Consider the following 20,997-nt stretch of genomic DNA (forward strand, 5'->3'; position numbering starts at 1 on the left):
ATAGTAGCGCTAAATTATTTAGCGTCTAAAAAGCTTTTCAGTAAATCTGAGCGAGAAGGGTGGCGTAATTTACGCAGTGCTTTCGCTTCTATTTGACGAATACGTTCACGTGTTACGTCAAACTGTTTACCTACTTCTTCTAAGGTGTGGTCGGTATTCATATCAATACCAAAACGCATACGTAGTACTTTAGCTTCACGAGCTGTTAAGCCTGCAAGTACATCGTTAGTTGCGCCACGAAGAGATTCCATTGTTGCCGAATCGATTGGCGAATCAATAGTTGTATCTTCGATAAAGTCACCTAAGTGAGAATCTTCATCATCACCGATTGGTGTTTCCATTGAAATTGGCTCTTTAGCAATCTTAAGTACCTTACGGATTTTATCCTCAGGCATCATCATGCGTTCTGCTAATTCTTCTGGATTTGGCTCACGACCCATTTCTTGTAACATTTGACGAGAGATACGGTTAAGTTTATTAATCGTTTCAATCATATGTACAGGGATACGGATTGTTCTTGCTTGGTCAGCAATAGAGCGTGTTATTGCTTGACGTATCCACCACGTAGCATAAGTAGAGAACTTATAACCACGGCGATATTCAAACTTATCAACCGCTTTCATCAGACCAATGTTACCTTCTTGGATTAAATCTAAGAATTGTAAGCCACGGTTTGTGTATTTTTTAGCAATTGAGATTACAAGACGTAAGTTAGCTTCAACCATTTCTTTTTTCGCACGGCGTGCTTTCGCTTCACCTATGCTCATTCGACGGTTGATGTCTTTAATACGCTCAATGCTTAAACCTGTTGTTTGTTCAATAACAGATAATTTATTAATGCTACGAATGATTTCTGGCTTAACTTCTTCAAGTTTAGCTGAATACTTTTCGTTACCTGAAATTTCTAAATCAACCCAAGAAGCGTCAGTTTCGTTATTAGCAAAATGCTTAACGAATGTTTTCTTTGGTAATTTAGCAATTTGAACAGCTTGCTTCATGATTAGGCGTTCTTGAACACGAACACGATCCATCATTTCACGCATGTTATTTACCATGCGGTCAAACTGTTTAGGTATTAATTTAAATGTTCTGAAAAGCTCACCAATTTCAAAAATGGCTGCTTGTGATTCAGGATGCGAACGACCTTTAGCTTCAAACGTATCACGTGCTTTATTATACAAATCACGTAAATTTTCAAAATGAATACGAGCTTCTTCAGGATCTGGCCCTGTGTCTATCTCTTCTTCATCTTCATCATCGCTATCAGCATCATCTTTGTCATCTTTATCGTCGTCCTCAAGTTGCTTAGCACTTAATTCTGAACCGATGTTAGTTGCTGAAATTGGCGCTGTATCTTCATTAGGATCGATAAAGCCAACGATAATATCGCTTAAACGCATTTCTTCAGCTTCAAACTTATCCCACTGCTCTAGTAGGTAAGTGATTGCTTCAGGGTACTCTGCAACAGAAATCTGTACTTGATTAATGCCTTCTTCAATACGTTTAGCGATTACAATTTCGCCTTCACGTGTAAGAAGTTCAACAGTACCCATTTCACGCATGTACATGCGAACTGGATCTGTTGTACGGCCGATTTCTTTTTCTACAGTCGCAAGGGCTGCAGCGGCAGCTTCAGCTGCGTCTTCGTCTGTCGTTGTTTCTTGCATCATTAATTCATCAGCATCAGGCGCGTTTTCGCTAACCTTGATACCCATGTCATTAATCATGCTTATGATATCTTCTACTTGATCTGAGTCTATAATGTCTTGTGGAAGGTGATCATTTACTTCTGCAAAAGTTAAGTAGCCTTGCTCTTTACCTTTCTGAATCAGAAGTTTTAATTGTGACTGAGGAGTTGGATCCATAGAGATTGTTTCTTCCACTCTGATAAGTTGATACAACAGGCGCCATCATGTAGTTTGCATTAAAGCTAACTAGAATAATGTGACGCAGTGAATAGCACAGTATAACAGTTTAAATCAATTTTGACTAGGGTCTGTTGGTCTTTCAGGATTAAAGTTTGTTCTATCCAAGGGTGGTTTAATCGCGGCGCGAGGTTTGTAACCTAGTGGGCTAAGTAAAAACCGAGCAACAAAGAATAAACCTCCCTTGGGTCGAACCCAAAGGGCAGCGCGTGTTTGGCATTTATGCTGCGTTATCGCCTATTTATGTGGAATAACCACACTACATAGGCTCTGTCTTGCCTAAATACCAAACACACTGCTGTAAACTTAACCTCGAAAGATAAACAGACCCTAGCTGTTAGTCGCTTTTAACGCTGTCATTAACAAATGACACTCAAGCCTTTCATCGCTACTAAGGCCTTGCGTCTTGTCCTTTATTAATAGGGTCTCGAGTCGATAATTTAAACACTGATCTTCAATAAACTTGAAAGTATTTTTAAAAACCGTCTCTAAACGTTCTTCATTTATTTCATGTTGCCACGTTGCAAGCTTGATTAATGGCTCGTAATCTTCAGTTCCTCGAAAAAACTCGAGCAGTTGCGCAGTGGTCACATTTTCTTTTTCTAAAGCTTGTTCTTGTAATCGTAATAACAGCCCTATGCCAGCAATGTTCATTTGTGCAAGCTCAGGTAAATACGGCACACTTTTAGCTAAATTAGGGTGCTGGATCAATATACCGATAGCTTGGCGCATAGGTGTTATTTTAAATTTACGTTCAATAGAGTGTTGTTGTTTAGGCGTTTTTAAACGGCTATTCAACTGCTCACGCGTTCTGCCAATTAAGCGTCCTAATTGTTCAAGAATGTTTTCTTGATAAAACTCACTTGGAATTTTTTCAATTAGTGGAAGTGCTGCACTAAGAAGTTTAGCTTTTCCTGAATCGAGTGTTAAATCAACCTCTTGGCTTAATTTATTAAACAATACTTTGGTAAAGTCATCTGCTTGGCTTAGGCGCAATTCGAATTGCTCCTTACCTTCTTTTTGTACAAGCGAGTCAGGGTCTTCGCCATCTGGTAAAAATGCAAATTGTAGTGCTTTACCATCGTTTAAATAAGGGAGTGCATTTTCAAGTGCCCGCCAAGCAGCGTCACGGCCAGCCCTGTCGCCATCGTAACAACAGATTACTTTATCAGTAGTTCTAAATAAAGTGTGCATGTGCTCGCTTGTTGTTGCTGTCCCCAGTGATGCAACTGCATATTCAATCCCTTGTTCAGCTAAGGCAACAACATCCATATAACCTTCAACAATCATTACATGATCAAGTTTTTTATGGGCTTGCTTTGCTTCGTAAAGCCCATAAAGCTCAAAGCCTTTATGGAAAATTCGGGTTTCTGGCGAGTTTAGATATTTTGGCCCTTGGTCGGCTTGCATTACACGCCCACCAAATGCAATAACGCGTCCGCGTTTATCGCGAATAGGGAACATTAGGCGATCGCGGAAAAAATCAAATTGTCTGCCTGGTGTTTTTTCTGAAGCTAGCTTTAGCTCAACCAATTGCTCTTTTTGTTCTTTATTACGACCAAGCTGTAGGCATAGCCCATCCCATTCGCTAGGAGCGTAGCCAATCATAAATTTTTTAACAGTTTCACCGCTTAAACCACGGCCTTTAACATACTCAATAACAGCAGCAGAATTACTATGGTGTTTTAATTGGTGCTGATAAAAGCGAGCAGTATGAAGCATTAAGTCGTAATCGGAGCGCTTTTGCGCAGCCGTACGCTCTGGTGCTGAGTTTGCGCCTTGTTCTCGAGGTACTTCTAAGTTAAGCATGCTAGCTATTTCTTCAATAGCATCTACAAACTCTAGCTTTTCGTACTCCATTACAAACGAAATTGCATTACCATTAGCGCCACACCCAAAGCAGTGATAAAACTGTTTGTCTTGCGATACAGTAAATGAGGGAGATTTTTCGTTATGAAATGGGCAGCAAGCTTGATAATCCTTACCTGCTTTTTTTAGACCTACTTTTGAGTCTATCAGGTCGACAATATCGGTTCTGGCAAGTAAATCGTCTATAAAGTTACGTGGGATCTTTCCGGCCATTAGTAAAATACAGTCCTGAAATAATAAGAAGAAGAACGAATATGAAATTTACTTTTTATACTTGCTTGATGCAAAATATAGTGTGCTTTAACTTACCAAAATGACAGCGAAATAAATAGGGAAGCTATAAAAAATTTCATTTTAAAGTAACCTAATCGGTGTACTTTTTATTAAAGTTAAAAACAAAGAAACCGAGCGCTAGGCTCGGTTTACTTCAATCATACTTTAATGTATGTGGGAGTATTAGGCAGTTAATCGTTGCTTAATTAAACCAGAAATCTTACCCAAATCGGCTCGACCTTCAGCTTTGCTTTTGATTATACCCATTACTTTACCCATGTCTTGCATACCTGCTGCATTAGTATCAGCAATAGCCGCGTCAATGAGAGCAATTATTTCTTCTTCACTCAATTGTTGAGGTAAAAAAGTTTCAAGCGCTACTATTTCATTGGCTTCAATATCAGCTAAATCATCACGCCCAGCATCTTTGTACTGAGTGTAAGAGTCACGACGTTGTTTAACAAGCTTCACTATAACGGAGGTAATACCTGCGTCGTCTAGTGTTATTTGCTCGTCAATTTCACGTTGCTTGATTGCAGCAAGTACCATACGAATAGGGTTAAGACGTTGCTTGTCTTTAGCTCTCATCGCATCTTTTTGCGCATCTTTTAGCGTTATTAAAAGGCTCATTTATACAAGACCTAATATATTAGTATAATTTAACGCGACGAGCGTTATCACGAGAAAGTTTTTTCATGTGACGTTTAACTGCAGCAGCTTTTTTACGCTTACGCTCAGCTGTTGGTTTTTCATAGTGCTCGCGACGACGAACTTCTGAAAGGATTCCTGCTTTTTCACATGAACGCTTGAAGCGACGAAGTGCTACGTCAAACGGTTCGTTCTCTCTTACTTTAATTACTGGCATTAAAAATTCACCTACCTAAATTATGAGCGTTGCTCAAGTTGATCAAACATTGATCAAGTGGTTCAAAAATGGTGCGGTATTGTAATCCGAAGCAACACCACATGTAAAGGACAATATTAACAGAAACGCATTACGTTAAACAGTATTAATTTGCTTGGCGCTGGTACAGTTGGCAAAGTACTTGCCCCGCCTTTTTTTCTTTAATTAACAACCAGTTGGTTGGCGTTTCCAAGGTAGCTAGCTCTGCCTCTACTTCAACATAAATTAATGCGTCGTTGCTTAACCATTGGTTTTTTTCTAATAAATCGCAGGTTGTTTGCGCTAAATCTTTGCGAAATGGTGGGTCAACAAATACAAGATTAAAGGCTTCGTTTGTGTTTTTTTGCTCTAAAAAGGAGAGCGAATTGGTATGTTTAACGTATGCGTTGTCGAGCTTTAAAGTGCTAATATTTTGTTCTAATTGCTTAGCAGCTAATGAGTCGAGCTCGATAAATGTAGCGCTTTTAGCAAATCGTGATAGCGCTTCAAATCCCAATCCACCAGAACCGGCAAAACAATCAAGTACATTTGCGTCACGCGTATCTTGCATTAGCCAATTAAATACAGTTTCTTTAATTCGATCGGTAGTAGGTCTCAAGCCTTCTACGTTTTTAACAGGGAGTTTACGGCCTCGAAACTGACCACTAATCACTCTAATAAAGCCATCACTGGGCTTGTTAGTAGCTTTATTTTGCGTTGTTTTTTTTCTCATTTAGCTCACTAAAAAATGGTATATGGTATCTAGCTCAGATAATATTATGGGCGATTACGTGTAGCTTCATTTTTCAACCGCATTAAAAGTGTTACTATTGAACACTTACGTTTTGAATGGTTGTATTTATTAGCAACTATTGCTGGGCATTGCCAAGCTATTTCAAATTTTAGTTTATCAGATTTTTATAAGTGGTTATTAGCAAGTATGACAAAAAAAAGTAAATTCATGTCGTGGCTCGGTTTTGGCAAGTCAGATAAAAAAGAAGCAGAGCAAAAAGCAGCAGCTGATAAACAACAAGTATTAGCGCAAGAAGAGGCGCAGAAGCTAGAGCAAGAAAAACTAGCGCAGCAAGCTGAAGCTGAACGTATAAAAGCTAAGGCTGAAACAGAGCGCTTAGAGCAAGAAAAACTAGCGCAGGAGCAAGCTGAAGCTGAACGGTTAAAAGCAGAGGCTGAAACAGAGCGTTTAGAACAAGAACGCCAGCGTGCTGAAAACGCGGAAAAGATTGCCATTGAGCAGGCCAATGCTGAATTGCTTGCAAAACAGCAAGCAGATGCCGAGGTGCAAAGACAAGAACATGCGCAACGTTTAGCCGATCAAGAAAAAGAGATGCGCTTAGAGCAAGAACGATTAGCGGCAGAAAAAGTAGAGGCTGAGCGACTAGAGCAAATACGCCTTGAAAAACAAGATGAGGCAATCAAAGCCGAAAAGCTTGCAATAGAGCAAGCGAATGCTGAGTTATTAGCAAAAGAACAAGCAGATGCTGAAGCTCAAAGGCAAGAGCAAGCGAAGCGCTTAGCAGAACAAGAAGCGCAGATGCTTTTAGAGCAAGAACGCATTGCGGCTGAAAAAGCAGAAAATGAGCGCTTAGAGCAAGTACGTATTGCAGCTGAAAAAGCAGAAAATGAACGTTTAGAGCAAGAACGCCTTGCAGCTGAAAAAGCAGAAAATGAACGTTTAGAGCAAGAACGCCTTGCAGCTGAACAAGCAGAGAATGAACGATTAGAGCAAGAACGCCTTGCAGCTGAACAAGCAGAAAATGAGCGTTTAGAGCAAGAACGTATTGCAGCTGAAGAAGTAGAAAATGAGCGTTTAGAACAAGAACGCCTTGCAGCTGAAAAAGCAGAGAATGAACGCTTAGAGCAAGAACGCCTTACAGCTGAAGAAGCAGAAAATGAGCGTTTAGAACAAGAACGTATCACAGCAGAACTTGCAATTGAAGAAGCTAAAAAAGCCGAAAAGCCAAAAAAAGAAGGGTTTTTCTCTCGCCTTAAAAAAGGCTTGTTAAAGACTCGCGTTAATATAGGTTCTGGTTTTGCGTCTATTTTTAGTGGAAAAAAAATAGACGACGAATTATTTGAAGATCTTGAAACTCAATTACTCACCGCCGATTTAGGCGTTGATACTACCATGAAGTTGATTGATCGTTTAACTGATGCAGCGAACCGTAAACAGTTAAAAGATGGTGATGCGCTTTATGAGTTAATGAAACAAGAAATGGCTGCGATGCTTAAAACGGCAGAACAGCCTTTAGTCATAAGCGAAGATAAAAAGCCGTTTGTTATTTTAATGGTAGGCGTAAATGGTGTTGGTAAAACAACGACTATTGGTAAAATGGCTAAGCAATTTCAAAACGAAGGTAAGTCGGTTATGCTGGCTGCTGGTGATACGTTTAGAGCGGCAGCTGTTGAGCAGCTTCAGGTTTGGGGTGAACGTAACAGCATTCCCGTTATTGCACAGCATACAGGTGCAGATAGTGCATCAGTTGTGTTTGATGCATTCCAAGCGGCTAAAGCACGTAATATAGATGTGTTAATTGCTGATACAGCTGGGCGCTTGCAAAATAAAGATAATTTAATGCAAGAGCTTGAAAAAATAGCTCGTGTAATGAAAAAGATTGATCCTGATGCGCCGCACGAAGTGATGCTAACTATCGATGCAGGCACAGGGCAAAATGCAATTAGCCAAGTAAACCTGTTTAATCAATGTGTTGGTTTAACTGGTATTACGCTTTCAAAACTTGATGGAACTGCAAAGGGTGGTGTTATTTTTGCGGTTGCAGATAAGTTTAATATTCCAATTCGTTACATTGGTGTTGGTGAAGGTATTGATGATTTACGCGCTTTTAAAAGCGATGATTTTATTGATGCGTTATTTAGCCAAGATGAGGACGACGTTTAATTTACCAAAAAAGGGAGCTAGCTCCCTTTTTAATTGCGAGGAATACTAATTTCATTAATGTGTTAATGGAGTTGGCATAATAAAAAAATGATAAATTTTCAGCAAGTAAGTAAGACCTATCCTGGAGGGCACCGCGCCCTCGAAAAAGTTAATTTTCATATTAAACCGGGTGAACTTGCCTTTTTAACTGGCCACAGTGGTGCGGGTAAAAGTACGTTGCTTAAGTTAATTAGCTTAATGGAACGTCCTTCAGCAGGTAGTGTATTTATCAACGGTGTTGATTTAAACAAAGTAAACTCGCGTCAAATTCCTTATGCTCGTCGTGATATAGGTATTATTTTTCAAAACCATAGGTTATTAGAGCGCTATACTATTTTTGATAACGTGGCATTACCTCTCATTATTGAGGGGACTCACCATAAGCAAATAGCTAAACGGGTCCATGGCGCGCTTGACAAGGTAGGCCTAATTGACAAAGTGAAATGTCATCCTTCAATGCTATCTGGAGGCGAGCAACAACGTGTTGGTATTGCCAGAGCTATTGTAAACTCCCCACCAATTTTACTAGCTGATGAACCAACAGGTAATCTTGACCCAGAGCTTTCAATGGAAATACTCAAGTTGTTTGAAGACTTTAATAAACACGGTACCACTGTTCTTATCGCAACGCATGATTTGGGTTTGGTTGCACGTATGAAGTATCGTAGCTTAACCTTAAAAGATGGCCGTATGCTTCAAGACCCGCTTGCTGAGGGGGCACTATGAGTTTACTTTTTAAAGGTCGCCAAAATAGTAATGACAAGCAAAAAAAATCAGTATTAGCTGGCAGTTATTTTTTTATTATTAATATTTTTCGCCAAGGTGTGCATAGCTTAGGTGAAATGTGGCGCACGCCGCTTGCATCTATGATGACTATCGCTGTACTTGGTTTGAGCCTAACGTTACCTGCAACACTTTACTTAGTCGTTAAAAACGTACAGCAAGTGAGTAGTGGCTTTGAAGAGGCGAGTGAAATATCGCTGTTCGTTAAAGAAAGTATGAACGAGCAAGAAACGCAAACATTAGTAAAGCGTTTAGCACTTTACCCAGAAGTGGAAAGTGTTGAGTTTATTTCAAAACAACAGGCATTAACTGAATTTAAAGACGTATCTGGCTTTGGGCAAGCTTTGGAGTATTTAGATAAAAATCCATTACCGGATGTGGTGCTCGTTACTCCAACAAAACGTCACAGACACCCAAATGCCGCTAAAGTACTGCTAACTAAATTAGAAAGTGAACGTGAAGTTGATTTTGGTAAGCTCGATATAGCCTGGTTAGAGCGTTTAAATGCATTACTAGATTTACTTAAAGAAAGTGTAATAACCATCGCATTATTACTACTTACCTCAGTGACACTTATTATTGGTAACACCATTCGTTTGTCGATCATGGATAAAAAAGAAGAAATACAAGTAATGAAGCTAGTAGGCGCAACGAACACCTTTATACATGCCCCATTTTTGTGGACCGGTATTTGGTATGGTGTAATAGGTGGTTTGTTTGCCTTCATATGCGTAGGTTTGATGATGTGGTGGCTTTCAAGCGCAGTGAGCAGTGTGGCGGGGGTGTATCAAACAAGTTTTTCGTTAATAGGATTATCGCTTAATGAACTCGGCTTTTTAGTGTTACTAGCAACAAGCTTAGGATTTGTAGGATCGTACCTTTCTGTAAATCGATATATTAAAGAAATAGAACCCGATAAAGTATAAAAACCCCTGCAAACTATAAGTGAACCAACCCAGCTTGATATGCGTAACGTATCGGACTGGGTTGTACCTCCCGTTATTAAAACTGTCATATTTGTGTACTATCCTCCCATAAAGTAATGAGTTGTAAATAAGGTGATGCGGTTAGGTTAATTGGCTGCAATCCCTCAATTCATCACTTATTCAGTCGCTTGTAGTAGACTAAACACATACTAAAAACTGCTTGATTTATACTTTTAAAAAGTTTTAAATTGGGGTTAGCACTCTTAGAGAAAGAGTGCTAAGATAGTTTAAAATGTTTATCACCGAGGTGAAAAATGAGTAAAGATTTATACGCAATGGCACTTACAGTCGGACAACAAAGCGCAAGCATGGACGGTTACCTTCAAGCGGTAAGCACTATTCCTATGCTTAAAGTTGAACAAGAGCAAGAACTTGCTAAAAGACTTCAGGAAGAAGGCGATCTTAGTGCTGCCAAGCAACTCATTATGTCGCATTTACGCTTTGTAGCACATATTGCTAAAAGCTACTCGGGATACGGCTTACCACAAGCTGACCTTATTCAAGAAGGTAATATAGGCCTGATGAAAGCGGTTAAACGTTTTGACCCTACAGTGGGTGTACGTTTAGTGTCGTTTGCAGTGCATTGGATTAAAGCCGAAATTCACGAGTTTGTTCTTAAAAACTGGCGCATAGTTAAAGTTGCAACCACTAAAGCGCAACGTAAATTGTTTTTTAATCTTCGTAAAAACAAAAAGCGTTTAGGCTGGTTCAACCAAGCTGAGGTTAGCACTGTTGCTAGCGAGCTAGGTGTGAGCGAAAAAGAAGTACGTGAAATGGAATCGCGCATGAGCGGCCAAGACATGGGCTTTGACCTAACTGGTGACGATAACGACGATGCACCAACAAGTACATACTCTCCAGTACAGTATTTAACAGATGGCGCAGCTGACTTAGCTGACGACGTTGAACAAGAGCAGTGGAAAGAGCAAGCGCATACTCGTTTATTTAGCGCACTTAAAACACTAGATGAACGTTCACAAGATATTGTTAGCGCGCGTTGGTTGTCTGATGATAAAGCAACCCTTCAGGAGCTTGCACAAAAGTACAGTGTATCTGCTGAGCGTGTTCGTCAGCTTGAAAAAACAGCGATGAAAAAATTACAAAGCGCTATGAGCTAATATTGCTCAAGCAGCAAAATTTAAAAAGCCCTGCATGAAAATGCGGGGCTTTTTGCTTTTGAGTAGGTTGGTTTGAGCGAAGCGAAACCCAACGATAAAATATCTAATTAAGTAATACCGATATTCTGCATTATTGAATGGTTATACCAATCCGCAATAATACTTAATGATTTTACGGGGCTAAACGTGTCGCTACCTGCGTTAAAAAATTCTCATTTAGAGCAACTAAATAGCGAATTTTTTGCCTAGCTATTAACACGTTTTTCCGCCCTTAAAATAGACCACTTAATTAAGCGAATTGGTATTAGTTTATTATTCGGATATAGCATTATTTAAAGCTTATATTACCGAGCACTCACTCCTTTTCCCTCAGCATGCGCTAACTGAATGTACTTACGTTCAACTAATTGCGAAACCGGTACGAGTTCAAAACCTTGCTTAGTTAGCTCTGGTAAGGCATGGCGTAAAAATTCGATGGTTTCAGGGTAGGGATGAGCAATTGCAATGGCAAAGCTATGGGAAATGGCTAATTGTTTTAACTCTTCAAGCCTTAGTTGCAGTTGTTCTGGTGTAGTTATGTTGTCTAAAAACACTTGGCGACTAATATTAGCAACACCCAAAAAGTTAGCGGCATTTTGTGCCTGGCTCAAATCGGTTGTGCGACTATCTAAAAAATATAAATGACGCTTTTTAAGTACTTCCATTGTCCAGTTCATAGCTTGGCTTTTTTGCGTAAGCGCTGAGCCCATGTGGTTATTAACGCCTTTAACTTGCGGTAAACTAGCGAGAGCGGTTCCAAGAGTTTGCTGAAGCTGCTCTTTATTCATATTTAAAGTAAGCGCACCAGGCCCTAGTTCTTTACCGTTAAGTGCTTGCATAGGTACATGAAGCAATAACTCTTTATTTGATTGACTGGCAAGTGTTGCAAAAATTTGCGAATAAGGGGTATGGGGCAAAATTGAATACGACAATTGCCCAGGTAAGGAAAGGAACTCTAAGTCCCGTTGATGATAGCCTATATCGTCTATCACTATTGCTATTTGCTTGGCGCTAATTGTTGCAGAGCTAAAACAAATAACTAATGTTAGCCATTTTATTATTTTCACGTTTATAGTTTTTATTATCTTTTTAGCTTTATTTATACAGCTTATACAAGCTATTGCATGCTAAGTAATTGTTTGGCTTTAACCAACTGTAAATCGGTTAGATTACCAGTAAGTAATTGCGCATTATTGTTAGTGTGTTCATTTTTTATTATAACGGCTTTATTACTTTGTGAAAGGTTTGTTTGATTAACCGCCACATCTGGGGTTATTCCTATTCCATCAATCGATTTACCTAACGGTGTGAAGTATTTCGCTGTGGTGAGCTTTAATGCGGTATTGCCATCACCGAGTGGAATGAGTGATTGTACAGAGCCTTTCCCAAAAGATTGGCTGCCAACAATGGTTGCTCGTTTATTATCTTTAAGTGCTGCTGCAAGTATTTCGGCTGCAGAGGCTGAATTTTCGTTTATAAGCACAACTATGGGCGCATTTTTTAGAATGTCTCCACGCTTTGCATAAAATGCTTGGTTAGCATCGTAAAAACGTCCTTTAGTCGTCACTATAGTGCCACTTTGTAAAAATAGGTCTGATACCGCCACTGCGCTTTGTAATGTCCCCCCTGGGTTATCACGTAAATCAATTACTAAGCCTTTAAGTGGGTAGCCAAAATGGCTTTGCAGGGCGGCAACTTGTAGTGCAACTTCATGTAATGTGTGGTTAGAGAAGTTATTGATAGCTATGTAGCCAGTTCCAAAATCTAAACGTTCGCTTGTTACACTTTCGAGGTTTATTTGGCGACGTGTGACATGAAAAGTGAGTGGGTTATTATTGTTATCGCGATTTACAATTATATCTATATTCGAAAATTCACTGTCTCTTATTAGTGTTGCTACTTCGTCGATAGTACGGTTTTGGGCTGCGTTGTTGTTTACACTTACAATAATATCGCCTGGTAAAATACCTGCTGCTTTTGCGGGCGAATTATTAACCACGTTAACAATAGTCATATTCTCGTCTATGTTCTTAACTTCTATACCAATACCTGTGTAACGACCATTTGTGTTATCAAATAATGAGGTTAATTCATACTCATTTAAGTACTTAGAATAGGAGTCGAGTTTTGAATATAAACGCTCAAACTGCTGGTTGTTATATTTAATATGGTGGCTATTTTGTAAGGTGAGATCTTCAACGTAATAGGTATGAATGTTAAAGAGTATTTCGTCTATTTGTTGTCTTTTAAGATCTTTAATTGAGCTTGCTAGTGCATTACTAGTAAAGGTAATTAGGGTTAGTAATACAAGTAAGTACAGACTTATATAAAAGTCTGCACTTTTTTTATGAACGGTATTTATTGTGTGTTTTTTAGTTGTCATCAGCTGCTCCAGGGCGGTGCAGCGATTTATCTAATTAAATACGTTTGCACCATTTTACAGGATTTACTGCGCGTCCTTTGTGGCGTATTTCAAAGTATAGACCAGAACTTGCCTGTCCGCCGCTTTGGCCTACCAAAGCGAGGATTTCGCCTTCACGTACCATATCCCCTACATCTCTTAGTAGCGTTTGAGCGTGGCCATATAGGCTCATAAAACCTTCACCATGGTCTACAACAATTACCCATCCATAACCTTTTAGCCAATCGGCAAATACAACTTGCCCGTTGTGCACGCTATTAATATTAGTGCCTTCTTTTGCACCAATTAATACGCCTTTCCAATCAATACCACCATGCTTACGTTGGCCGAATGTGTGCTCTAACTTGCCTTTGCTCGGCCAGTCTAATTTTCCCTTGCTCTTATTTAGGCCAAGTAATTCTATTTTTTGTGTTTTTTCTTTTTCGAGCTCTTTAATCGTTGTTACTAAAGTTTGTTGGTTTTCTTTTAAATAATTTATTGAGCTTTTAGTGCTGCTAAGCTGAGCTTGTAAGTTTTTAAGATTAGCTTGGCGTTCACTTTGTGCATTAAGTAATGCAGTTTGACGCCTTTTTTGTTCATCAAATAAAAGCGCTAGTTTTTCTTGTGTTTTAACGAGCTCTTTTTGGTTTTGTACTATTTGCTGTTGAAGATCTTTTAGATCTTCGATTTGTTCAATACGGGCTTTATTTAAGTAATTGTAATAGCTAAGTGTGCGCTCAAACTTGGCTGTGTCTTCTTGATTCAACAGCATTTTAGAGTAGTCGTCGCCACCGGCCATATAGGCACTTTTGAGTTGCGCGGCTAAAATTTTCTGAAACTGAGTGTGCTTTTTATCAAGCTCATCGGCTTTACTTTGTAACTCTTTTTGCTGTGTTTTAGTCTCTTTTACAGATTGCTCTGCCATGTTAAGTGCTTTAGCATTTTTAGCTATATCGAGTTCATGGCTTTTTAGATTTTTTTGTAGCGACGCTATTTTTTTTCTTTGGGCGTTATATTCAGCTTGGCTTTGCTCAAGTGCATTTTGAACCTCTGATAAGTCTTTTTTAGTACGATCTTCATTAGCAACTGCAGATGCAGCCACTAATGAAGTTAGTATCAAACCGCACTTAATTAACCGGTTAATACGTTTATTCATGTGTTATTTCAACATCATGATAGGCGTACCAGTCATTTCTTTTGGTTGCTCCATACCCATTAAGTGAAGCATTGTTGGGGCTACATCACTCAAGGCTTTACCTTGCATTGGCTCTGCATCACGACCAACATAAATAAAATGCACCGGTTCGCTAGTGTGGGCAGTATGTGCTTGGCCTGTTTTGAGATCAGCCATTTGCTCAGCATTACCATGATCGGCTGTAATTAGTGCTTCACCACCAAACTCTTCTAGTGCATCAACGACACGTCCGATACAGCTATCTACAGCTTCACAAGCTTTAACAGCGGCTTCAAATACACCTGAGTGACCAACCATATCGCCATTAGGGTAGTTACAAATAATAGCATCGTATTTACCGCTTTTAATTGCTTCTACTAGTTTGTCGGTTAGCATTTCTGAGTTCATTTCAGGTTGTAGGTCGTAGGTTGCTACTTGCGGCGAAGGAATTAGCTCGCGTGTTTCACCTTTAAATTCGCTTTCACGTCCGCCACTAAAGAAAAACGTAACGTGTGCGTATTTTTCGGTTTCTGAAATACGAAGCTGTGTTTTATTATTTTTTTCAAACCATTCACCAAGTACGTTTATTAGTGGTGTAGGTCCAAATGCAACAGGTGCGTCTATATCGGCTGCATACTCTGTCATCATTACAAATGCGCTAAGCTCTGGTGTTCTTTTTTTAGTAAAACCATCAAATTCAGGCTCAACAAAAGCGCGGGTAATTTCGCGGGCTCTATCTGCTCTAAAGTTAGCAAAAATAACGGTGTCGCCATCGTTTATTGAAGCCGGAGTGGCACCTGTTGGCGTAATAGTCGTAGCTGCTACAAACTCGTCGTTTTCGTCGCGCTCGTACGCTGCATTAAGTGCTTCAACACCATTATCAAAATTAAAGTCGCCTTCGGCGAGCGTCATTACGTTGTAAGCTTTTTCTACACGGTTCCAACGGTTGTCTCTGTCCATTGCGTAGTAACGGCCAATAAGTGATGCTAAACGTCCGCACTTAAGTTTACTAAATAACGCTTCAATTCGTTCGATTGATGCTTTTGCGCTACGTGGAGGTGTGTCACGGCCATCTAAAAATGCATGGAAATAGACTTCTTTAGCACCACGTTTTGCCGCCAGCTCGATACTTGCAACTATATGATCTTCATGGCTATGCACACCACCTGGGCTTAAAAGACCCATTATGTGAACCGCTTTACCAGCACTTACTGCTTTGTCTATGTTTTCAACTAAGGCTGGGGTTGAATCAAACTCGCCATCGTTAATTGCTTTGGTGATACGGGTAAAATCTTGATACACAATGCGCCCTGCACCTAAGTTTACATGGCCAACTTCTGAGTTACCCATTTGACCATCAGGAAGACCAACATCTAAACCCGAAGCAGATATTAATGTGTGTGGGCGGGTGGCCCATAAGTTGTCTAATACAGGTGTGTTAGCTGCAAGAATAGCATTACTTTGCGTATCTTCGCGGTATCCCCAACCGTCTAAAATCATTAATACCAGTGGTTTTTTATGCTCTGTCATAATAGCTCCTGAAAATTAGTATCTGTTGATGGATACTGTGCACCTAAAAAGGTTTATTAGCGTGGTTTTAGCATACCGTGTTTTTAAGCTAGGATCAGCATTGAAAACAAGATATTAAATATTTTTACTTATACCTTATTGACTAACATGAACTCTGCTTGAGATAGATTTATTATCCAGAGTTCTGTTAACTATATATGGGGGGCTTTATCGTTTTTTAAACGTCTCTAAGTGCTCCTAAACTCGCATTTTAGGTTGGTTTGGGTATACTTGCGTGGCTAAAGTACAAAATAATTAAAACATCACGTTTTAAAACATAATTTCATAGTGGAAGTAGAATGGATCAATATATTGAATTTATTACAAATCATCCCATTTTAAGCCTTGCTTGGGTTGGTATTGTTTTCCTTATTGTTAGTGGCTGGATAAAGAGTAAGCTTTCGGCTGTTCGTCAAATAAATCCTCAGCAGCTTACGTTACTTATTAACCGTGATGACGGTCAAGTAATCGATATACGTGCGCAAAAAGAGTTTAATGCAGGGCGTATTTCTGGTGCTGAGCATTTGAGCCCAGAGAATGCGAAAAAATCTGACTTTTCAAGCCTTGAAAAGTACAAGACTAAACCCATTATAGTTGTATGTACTACAGGTATGACTGCCCAAGGTACTGCAGCCGCTATGAGTAAAGCTGGTTTTGAAAGAGTTTACTTATTAGCAGGTGGCATGGGTGCGTGGCAATCTGCCAGCTTACCAACTACAACAGGTCGCTAATCAATTTAGCTAGGCCGATAGAGGATTTATTATGAGTAATGTTGTTTTATACACCAAGGCGTATTGTCCATTTTGTCAGCGTGCTCTTTCGCTTTTAAATAGCAAAGGCGTTGAATACACTAATTATGATATTGGTGTACAGCCTGAACTACGCGATGAAATGATTGCCAAAGCAGGTGGCGCAAGCACAGTACCGCAAATTTTTATTAATGATGAACATATCGGTGGCTGCGACGACATGATGGCTATTGAAGCGCAAGGTAAACTTGACGCTAAGTTAAACGCTTAATTTAATTATAATAACGAACAAGTTAGGAATAACAATGAACGAAGAAAATCAAAACGCGGCCGCTGCACAAGACGGCGCACAATTTACTATTCAACGTATTTACACTAAAGATGTATCGTTTGAAACGCCAAACTCCCCGGCCATCTTTCAAAAAGAATGGACGCCAGAAGTTAAGCTAGACCTAGATACACGCTCAAACAAGTTGGACGAAGGTGTATTTGAAGTTGTTTTAGCGCTAACTGTAACTGCATCTATTGGTGAAGAAACTGCGTTCTTATGTGAAATTCAACAAGCAGGTATTTTTACTATTGCTGAAGTTGAAGAAGTGCAACTTGCGCACATGCTAGGTGCATTTTGTCCTAACGTATTATTCCCATATGCACGTGAAGCTGTTTCAAACCTTGTTAATCGTGGTACGTTCCCACAGCTTAACCTTGCGCCAGTTAATTTTGATGCGTTATTTGCACAATACATGCAACAACGTACTGCGCAAGCTGACCAGGCTTCAGCAGACGCATAACTTATGAGTACAGCAACTACAGCTGTTACTGTATTAGGGGCGGGGTCTTACGGCACCGCCCTTGCTATTTGTTTAGCCCGAAATGGTCACCAGGTGACACTTTGGGGAAGAAATAGCGACGACGTTGCCACGCTTGCAGCTGAGCGGAAAAATCAACGTTACTTACCTGATGCTCCTTTCCCAGATACTCTTACTCTTGAAGCTAACTTACAACATGCCGTTGCTAGCAGTGCTATTGTACTTGTTGTTGTGCCAAGCCATGCTTTTGGCGACACGCTTGCGCAGATAAAACCTGCATTGCAAGAGGGTGCTAAAGTAGCGTGGGCAACTAAAGGGCTTGAGCCTAATACTGGACGTTTGTTACAAGAAGTTGCTTTGCAAGAATTGGGTGATGACATTCCACTTGCGGTACTTTCGGGTCCTACGTTTGCAAAAGAAATGGCGATGGGGTCACCTACAGCTATTTCAGTGTCTTCAACGTCACCTGAATTTGCTCAGCAGCTGGCCGATTTACTTCATTGTGGTCGCTCATTCCGTGTGTATAACAATGATGACTTTATTGGTATACAGCTCGGTGGTGCGGTTAAAAATGTAATTGCAATTGGTGCCGGTATTTCGGACGGTGTAGGTTTTGGTGCTAATGCGCGTACCGCGCTCATTACCCGAGGCCTTGCAGAGCTCACTCGTTTAGGTTGTGCTCTGGGTGCTAAGCCAGAAACCTTTATGGGAATGGCAGGCCTTGGTGATTTAATACTAACCTGTACAGATAACCAATCACGTAATCGTCGGTTTGGTTTGGCGTTAGGTAAAGGCGAGAGTGTTGATGCTGCTATTGAGTCTATTGGCCAAGTAGTTGAAGGCTTTAGAAATACTAAAGAAGTGTATTTACTAGCGCAGCGTGCTGGCGTAGAAATGCCAATCACTGAGCAAATTTATAAAGTACTTTATGAAAATAAAGACATGAAAGAAGCTGCTATGGCTCTTTTAGGACGAGAACAACGCGCTGAATAAGCGCTTGAGCTAGGCCTTAAATAAAAAACCGACATTATGTCGGTTTTTTATTGCCTAACGGATTATATTTACTGGGCGTTAGGGAAGCCCAACTGACGCCACGACTCGTAGACAAACACGGCGACTGCATTTGAAAGGTTCATACTACGGCTATTTGCTTGCATAGGAATACGTACACGCTGATCGTTTGGTAATGCTTGAATCATTTCATCAGGCAGGCCGCGTGTTTCAGGACCAAATACCAAGCAGTCGCCAGCTTCGTAACTTGCTTCATGATGAAATTGACTGCCTTTTGTTGTACAGGCATACACTTTTTTAGGTTTGCATTTTTCAAGGTAGTCCTCAAATGAGGCATGGCGTTGAACATGGCTAAATTCATGGTAATCAAGGCCCGCACGTTTCACGCGTTTATCGTCCCATTCAAAACCTAACGGCTCAATTAAATGTAATGCATAGCCAGTATTGGCACATAGGCGAATAATATTACCTGTGTTAGGCGGTATTTCAGGTTGGTATAAAACAATATCCAGCATAATGAGCCTTATAAAATAATCTGTAGTTTGACGAAGGGCAGTATACACGAAACCTTTTAAAAAAATGATATACTCAACACATTCAATACAGTGATTAATGGGTACACGCGTGCATAACCGTAGCTACGAATTTTGGGTTAAAACTTCCAGCATTGTTACCATGGTCATGGTTAGTTTAATGATCGGCGCAAAAACATGGGCCTGGCTGGCCTCTAGCTCGGCTTCAATGCTTGGCTCGTTAACTGATTCGTTAATGGATATTACTGCCACCGCTATGAGCTTTTTAGTGTTGGGTTACGCACTGCGCCCAGCGGATGATGACCATAGGTTTGGGCACGGAAAAGCTGAAGCACTTGCAGGACTAGGCCAAGCCGCATTTATTGCAGGCTCAGGTTGCCTACTTGCTTTTCATGGTATTGAGCGATTATTTAACCCTATACAGTTAAGCCATTCTTTATTAGGTGTGTGGGTAAGTATTTTTGCTATTGTGTGTACGCTCGTCATTGTATTTGTACAAAATAAAGTGGTTAAGTATACCGATTCAATTGCTATAAAAGCCGACTCAGTACATTACAAAGGCGATTTAATATTAAACGCTGCTGTGCTGTTAGCTATTTTGTTAGCTTATTATGGCGTGTTGTATGCAGATCCTATTTTTGCAATAGGTGTAGCGGGTTACTTACTTTATAACAGTTGGGATATAGCTCGCGATAGTGCCGATCATTTAATGGATAAAGAGCTCCCTGATGATGAAAAACAAAGCATATTTGATATAGCCAGAGCCCATGCTGATGTGCATGGCGTGCATGATATTCGTACTCGCCAAGGCGGAAAAGTTAAGTTTATTCAAATGCACTTAGAGCTTGATGATCATTTAAGCTTGATTCGCGCGCACAATGTGGCTGATGAAGTAGAGGCAATGCTCAAAGAACGTTTTGAGTCTGAGGTAGATATACTGATCCACCTCGACCCCTTGTCAGTACTTGTTAAGCCGTCACCGACTCACAAAATTGATAAAAGTTAGTTAATAGCGGCTTTCGAATTTCGTCACGTTCAAAAAGTAGCTCGTGTTTAGCGCCTTCAAAACTCTCAATCGTTGCATGAGCATGCCTTTTTGCAAGACCGTACTGTGCTTCGTTGTTTACCACTGTATCGCTAGCTGCACTTGCTATAAACAAAGGGATTGGTACGTTTAGGTTATCAATAGACTTTAAAAACGATATTGTAGCTGCTAGCCAGCCAAACGTAACGCCACCTAATTGTATGTTAGGTTCTAATTTATAGGTTTGCCTAAAGTAAGTGTAACGCTTCTCGCTGCTAGTAAGTACGTTTTCGGTAAATGGGATCGGGTTGTAGTTGCCTTGTCCAAATGCATAGCAAGAGTGTAAACCAAGTAAAGTGGCTAATTTAACAATAAACTTCGTTGGTATTTTTGGTACGTCTTTTGTAAAAATATCAAACATAGGGGCAGACAAAAACACGCCTTTATAGCTATTTTCAAATTTTGCTAAATAATCAATAGCAATGGCGCCACCCATTGAATGAGCCAGCATGACTTTTTTACCTTGCCAATGTTTTGAAACTATTTGCTGATCAAAGTTATTTAGGTCACTGCTGTAGTTATTATAATGTTTTACAAAGCCTTTATGTTTATTTTTAAGGTGCCTGTAAGAGCGGCCTTGACCTTGATGATCCATAATAAACACAGCAAAATTATTACAATACAGCTCCCATAGCAGTTCTTTATATTTTTCTAGGCCTTCAATACGCCCTGTACTTACTACTATTGCGGTTGTCGCGTTTTTAGGTATTGCGTATGCGTAAAATAGCTTTCCTGATGGCGTATCTAAGTAGCTTTTAATTAAATTTTCAGTATAAAAAACATTAATGGCCTCTTGGTTGCTCTCAAGCTGGGCTTCTGAACTATAAAACATGCT

General features: G+C 40.0%; 20 protein-coding genes. 9 read left to right on the top strand and 11 right to left on the bottom strand.

Features of this window, described 5'->3' with window-relative positions; genetic code table 11:
- Positions 1–14: 14 nt before the first annotated feature.
- From rpoD to rsmD, 5 genes are all read right to left on the bottom strand, one after another.
- Entirely contained in the window at positions 15–1,865 is a 1,851-nt protein-coding gene (gene rpoD / locus ABX891_RS03545; RefSeq protein WP_002957800.1) for an RNA polymerase sigma factor RpoD, read from the bottom strand.
- Between the two features lie 390 nt (positions 1,866–2,255).
- Positions 2,256–4,007 (bottom strand): DNA primase, encoded by a 1,752-nt coding sequence (gene dnaG / locus ABX891_RS03550; protein WP_165744708.1) that lies wholly within the window; start codon positions 4,005–4,007, stop codon positions 2,256–2,258.
- A gap of 243 nt (positions 4,008–4,250) precedes the next feature.
- Positions 4,251–4,697 carry a GatB/YqeY domain-containing protein gene (locus ABX891_RS03555; RefSeq protein WP_354628921.1) on the bottom strand — a complete coding sequence of 149 codons (447 nt, stop codon included), beginning with the start codon at positions 4,695–4,697 and terminating at the stop codon, positions 4,251–4,253.
- A 19-nt stretch (positions 4,698–4,716) separates the two neighbouring features.
- Entirely contained in the window at positions 4,717–4,932 is a 216-nt protein-coding gene (gene rpsU, locus ABX891_RS03560; protein ID WP_002957797.1) for a 30S ribosomal protein S21, read from the bottom strand.
- Positions 4,933–5,077: 145 nt separating this feature from the next.
- Positions 5,078–5,683, bottom strand: a complete 606-nt coding sequence (gene rsmD / locus ABX891_RS03565) for a 16S rRNA (guanine(966)-N(2))-methyltransferase RsmD (protein WP_165744710.1) — start codon at positions 5,681–5,683, stop codon at positions 5,078–5,080.
- Positions 5,684–5,890: 207 nt separating this feature from the next.
- Between rsmD and ftsY the strand changes: the two genes are divergently transcribed.
- The 4 genes from ftsY to rpoH all read left to right on the top strand — a co-directional run bounded on the left by ftsY (position 5,891) and on the right by rpoH (position 10,793).
- Positions 5,891–7,867: a signal recognition particle-docking protein FtsY gene (gene ftsY / locus ABX891_RS03570; RefSeq protein ID WP_354628922.1), complete on the top strand. Its 1,977-nt coding sequence runs from the start codon at positions 5,891–5,893 to the stop codon at positions 7,865–7,867.
- 87 nt (positions 7,868–7,954) lie between these two features.
- The gene (gene ftsE, locus ABX891_RS03575; RefSeq protein WP_002957793.1) at positions 7,955–8,632 is read left to right on the top strand and encodes a cell division ATP-binding protein FtsE; all 678 of its coding nucleotides are present in this window, start codon (positions 7,955–7,957) and stop codon (positions 8,630–8,632) included.
- On the top strand, positions 8,629–9,615 hold the full coding sequence (ftsX, locus tag ABX891_RS03580; protein WP_165744576.1) for a permease-like cell division protein FtsX: 987 nt from the start codon (positions 8,629–8,631) through the stop codon (positions 9,613–9,615). Before ftsE ends, ftsX begins: the two co-directional genes overlap by 4 nt.
- 314 nt (positions 9,616–9,929) lie before the next feature.
- The gene (gene rpoH / locus ABX891_RS03585; protein ID WP_002957791.1) at positions 9,930–10,793 is read left to right on the top strand and encodes an RNA polymerase sigma factor RpoH; all 864 of its coding nucleotides are present in this window, start codon (positions 9,930–9,932) and stop codon (positions 10,791–10,793) included.
- A gap of 344 nt (positions 10,794–11,137) precedes the next feature.
- Here the strand turns inward: rpoH and ABX891_RS03590 are convergent, their stop codons facing one another.
- From ABX891_RS03590 to gpmM, 4 genes are read right to left on the bottom strand one after another with little or no spacing between them, the layout of a single operon-like run.
- Positions 11,138–11,899, bottom strand: coding sequence for a divergent polysaccharide deacetylase family protein (locus tag ABX891_RS03590; RefSeq protein ID WP_354628923.1), 762 nt, complete (start codon positions 11,897–11,899; stop codon positions 11,138–11,140).
- 50 nt (positions 11,900–11,949) lie between these two features.
- Positions 11,950–13,215, bottom strand: a complete 1,266-nt coding sequence (locus ABX891_RS03595) for a S41 family peptidase (protein WP_354628924.1) — start codon at positions 13,213–13,215, stop codon at positions 11,950–11,952.
- Between the two features lie 34 nt (positions 13,216–13,249).
- On the bottom strand, positions 13,250–14,389 hold the full coding sequence (locus ABX891_RS03600) for a murein hydrolase activator EnvC family protein (protein ID WP_354628925.1): 1,140 nt from the start codon (positions 14,387–14,389) through the stop codon (positions 13,250–13,252).
- A gap of 3 nt (positions 14,390–14,392) precedes the next feature.
- Positions 14,393–15,937: a 2,3-bisphosphoglycerate-independent phosphoglycerate mutase gene (gene gpmM, locus ABX891_RS03605; protein ID WP_039488258.1), complete on the bottom strand. Its 1,545-nt coding sequence runs from the start codon at positions 15,935–15,937 to the stop codon at positions 14,393–14,395.
- Positions 15,938–16,275: 338 nt separating this feature from the next.
- Between gpmM and ABX891_RS03610 the strand changes: the two genes are divergently transcribed.
- The 4 genes from ABX891_RS03610 to gpsA are packed head-to-tail and all read left to right on the top strand — an operon-like array spanning position 16,276 to position 18,527.
- Positions 16,276–16,707, top strand: coding sequence for a rhodanese-like domain-containing protein (locus ABX891_RS03610; protein ID WP_002957784.1), 432 nt, complete (start codon positions 16,276–16,278; stop codon positions 16,705–16,707).
- A gap of 31 nt (positions 16,708–16,738) precedes the next feature.
- Positions 16,739–16,996 (top strand): glutaredoxin 3, encoded by a 258-nt coding sequence (gene grxC, locus ABX891_RS03615; RefSeq protein WP_002957783.1) that lies wholly within the window; start codon positions 16,739–16,741, stop codon positions 16,994–16,996.
- Between the two features lie 34 nt (positions 16,997–17,030).
- Positions 17,031–17,516 (top strand): protein-export chaperone SecB, encoded by a 486-nt coding sequence (gene secB / locus ABX891_RS03620; RefSeq protein ID WP_342875287.1) that lies wholly within the window; start codon positions 17,031–17,033, stop codon positions 17,514–17,516.
- A 3-nt stretch (positions 17,517–17,519) separates the two neighbouring features.
- Positions 17,520–18,527 carry an NAD(P)H-dependent glycerol-3-phosphate dehydrogenase gene (gpsA, locus tag ABX891_RS03625; protein ID WP_024597561.1) on the top strand — a complete coding sequence of 336 codons (1,008 nt, stop codon included), beginning with the start codon at positions 17,520–17,522 and terminating at the stop codon, positions 18,525–18,527.
- Between the two features lie 68 nt (positions 18,528–18,595).
- Here the strand turns inward: gpsA and trmL are convergent, their stop codons facing one another.
- Positions 18,596–19,060: a tRNA (uridine(34)/cytosine(34)/5-carboxymethylaminomethyluridine(34)-2'-O)-methyltransferase TrmL gene (gene trmL, locus ABX891_RS03630; RefSeq protein ID WP_002957780.1), complete on the bottom strand. Its 465-nt coding sequence runs from the start codon at positions 19,058–19,060 to the stop codon at positions 18,596–18,598.
- Positions 19,061–19,169: 109 nt separating this feature from the next.
- Between trmL and ABX891_RS03635 the strand changes: the two genes are divergently transcribed.
- On the top strand, positions 19,170–20,084 hold the full coding sequence (locus tag ABX891_RS03635) for a cation diffusion facilitator family transporter (RefSeq protein WP_502936042.1): 915 nt from the start codon (positions 19,170–19,172) through the stop codon (positions 20,082–20,084).
- Here the strand turns inward: ABX891_RS03635 and ABX891_RS03640 are convergent.
- Positions 20,047–20,994: an alpha/beta fold hydrolase gene (locus tag ABX891_RS03640; protein ID WP_354628926.1), complete on the bottom strand. Its 948-nt coding sequence runs from the start codon at positions 20,992–20,994 to the stop codon at positions 20,047–20,049. The genes ABX891_RS03635 and ABX891_RS03640 overlap by 38 nt on opposite strands.
- Between the last annotated feature and the right edge of the window lie 3 nt (positions 20,995–20,997).

Origin of the sequence: Pseudoalteromonas sp. NCIMB 1079, assembly GCF_040567695.1 — a bacterium.
Taxonomy (GTDB): Bacteria; Pseudomonadota; Gammaproteobacteria; order Enterobacterales; family Alteromonadaceae; genus Pseudoalteromonas; species Pseudoalteromonas distincta.